2 protein-coding genes are annotated in these 3,031 nt (G+C 42.2%); both read right to left on the minus strand.

Annotated elements, in window-relative coordinates; all coding sequences use genetic code 11:
* The coding region (locus BIW53_RS03295) for a TonB-dependent receptor plug domain-containing protein (RefSeq protein WP_175442070.1) at positions 1-776 on the minus strand (776 nt) is incomplete at its 3' end.
* Positions 777-1,211: 435 nt separating this feature from the next.
* On the minus strand, positions 1,212-3,031 hold a 1,820-nt coding region (locus BIW53_RS03305), incomplete at its 5' end, for a TonB-dependent receptor domain-containing protein (RefSeq protein ID WP_139158770.1).

The following is a 3,031-nucleotide window of genomic DNA, read 5'->3' on the forward strand; positions in this document are numbered from 1 at the left end:
ACATACGCGTTACCAGGAATAGCACTTGAAGAACCAGCAACCGCTAGTAGGTCTTGGCCTGAATGTTCAAACGAGATGAAACCAGTTTTCGCGAAATCACGGTCAACTGAACGTAGGTTGTCTTGCTCATCACGGCTATAAGCAGCTGTGATGTTGAAACCATCAACACTTAGGTCACCGAAACCAGTTGTGATTGAGAAGTTAGAGCTTGAAGTGTCTTTTGGCTTGTCATAACGAGCGCTGATAGTCGTGTTTTGAACGTCATCTTTTAGGATGAAGTTAACAACACCCGCGATAGCGTCAGAACCGTATAATGCAGATGCACCATCTTTTAGGATTTCAACGCGCTTGATAGCCGATAAAGGAATAGAGTTAAGGTCGATAGTACCGCCTGAATCAGAAGATACCATACGACGACCGTTTAGAAGTACAAGTGTGTACTCTGAACCTAAGTTTCTTAGTGAAGCAGTTTGAACACCGCCACCGCCACCACCTACTGACTCACCAGCAGCTGTGAAACCCTGCATCGCAGGAAGGTTAGCGATTAAATCTGGAACGCTTGTTACACCTGATTTAGCGATAGCTGAAGCATCGATAACGTCTAGTGGCAATGCACCTTCTAAGTCAGTTCTTTTGATTGCAGAACCGGTAACTTCGATACGTTCTACTTTCTCTTCACCTTCGGCTGCGAACGTGTTCGCAGAAAACGCAGCCGTAGAAGCAGCGCCAAACGCGATTGCTAAGCGAACCGCTTTTGATACTTTTGAATTTAACATGTATTTTGTCTCCCTGATTAAAACTAATCATATGATTATTATAGTTTTATTTAAATATCCAAAACTAAAACAGAGTGTTCATATTTAGATACTGGGCTCAATACTAAGCTTGGTTGAAACGGCAGGTCAACATCTAATAAACCTAATAAAGGAACAAAAACACACTGAAAGTACCAAAAATAGCAACGTGTAAACAAAACTTTATAAATTAAAAACACTTTATAAATCAACAAAATAAACAAATTTGATGTTGACCCCAAATTAACAACAAGAAAAAACAATGTAAAATTTACATTTTATTTCCACCCTAAAGGGGAACAATAAAAATTTGAATTTATTTGAAATATTTATCAAATGGTGGCTAATGAAATGTTTTTAGGAGCAAAAAAAACCCCACTTAAAAGTGGGGTTTAAATTCTATTACATCAAACTAACTTAGAAAGTGTAATCAGCTTGGATGTAGAAAGTACGACCGTACGGGTCTGCGTAACGTGGATCGTAACCTACCTGGTGACCCGCTGCCGCGTTTAGCGTGAACGGTGGCTCTTTGTCTAGTAAGTTCTTAATACCAAATGTTACGTTTGCATTGTCGCCGTAAGCGTATGACAAGCGGTAGTCAACAGTGAAGTATACCGGGATATGCTTCTGGATTAGGCTACCATCAACTTCTTCGCTCAAATCAGCTCTAAATACAGTGAAGTTTACATCTGCCGCTGCATCTGTGTAACCACTGCGCGCCTTGATATTCAAGTCATGCGTGAAGTTACCATGAGTGAATGAGTTGTTGATGTTTACGATGTTACGGAATGCAACCGCTTCATCAGTACCAACTTTACCTAAGCTTGAATCCCAAACATCAGTTGTACCAACACGTAGGCTTTCAGACTCAATCAGGTAAGTACCCATGATACCAGTCTTTAACGTACCGAATGACAATTCGTTTGTTAAGTTGATGCTCCAGTCGATACCTGTAGTCGTTGACTGACCAACGTTATCAGCTGCCTGAACGATAGCCAGAACGTCTTTTTTCAAACTTTCATCATACTTCGTCGTGAATAGGTGGTTATATGTCGCTGGGTTGAAGAAGATTTGGTTCTGAGTTAAACGTTGAACCTCGTTCTCCATTTCAATGTTCCAGTAATCTACTGACACACTTGTACCTGTATCACCAGCCCATACGAAACCGAATGTGTACTGCTCAGATGTTTCTGGCTTCAAGTTAGCGTTACCTTCACGGTATACGTCATACTGAAGCTTGTCTGAGTGACACGCTGACTTAAGTGGGTGACCTGATGCTAGTGGACAGTCATATGGTGAAGCTGTTACACCAAACTCTACACGTGGCTCAGCGATTTGACGCATCGTTGCCATCTTAAAGCCAGTACCCATTGAAGCACGTAGTAATAGCTCGTCTGTAGGACGGTAAGATAAGCTTAACTTGTACGTTGTATCGTTTTCGCTGTCGTTTACAGTTTTGTTGCCTTCACGAAGTGAATCAGTGATTTCACCGATGCTGTCGTAACGGATTGAACCTGTTAACTCTAGGTTTTCCATAACTGGAACGATAACTTCAGCAAATGCACCGTAGTTGTCACGATCTAGGTCATACTCAGGAGATACTGACTCGTACAATACAACCTTGTTGTTATTGCCTTCGCCGTTTGAACGTGCGTACTCAGATGCACGGTAATCGAAACCAACACCTAGGTATACACTACCTGCGTCTAAATCTGCAATAGCACCTGACAGCTTACCTTCAATTGCTGTCATTGTAGTTTCAGTTTCTTCCCATAGACCGTTGAACATTGAAGCTGCAACAGCAGAGTTCTCTTCAGCAGTTAGGTCTTCAGGCGCAGCGAAGATGTCGATAGCACCAGAGTTAAGTAGTGCTAGGAACTCGTCTTGCTTAGGATAACCAGTTAAACGGTTTTGCTCACGCTCTGAATCACCACGAGTTACCGCTAGGTCATAAGACCATTCAGAGATTTCACCACGGATACCCGCTGTGATTTGGCTAGTTGTTGTGTTCCACTCGTCTGTACGGTTACCGCCAGGAAGTACACGCCAGCGAGCGCTGATACCAACCATATCATCTAAAACAGCCTGAGGTGTGTGAGGAATTATGTATTTTTTAGCTAGCTCTGAATCTGCACTTAGTGGAATACCTGTTGGGTATGGCGCGATACGAGTGATCATTTCGAATTTTGACCAAGAAGCATTTGCATATACTTCAGTCGTATCATTTACTGTTGCAA

Origin of the sequence: Pseudoalteromonas byunsanensis (assembly GCF_001854475.1) — a bacterium.
GTDB classification, from domain to species: domain Bacteria; phylum Pseudomonadota; class Gammaproteobacteria; order Enterobacterales; family Alteromonadaceae; genus Pseudoalteromonas; species Pseudoalteromonas byunsanensis.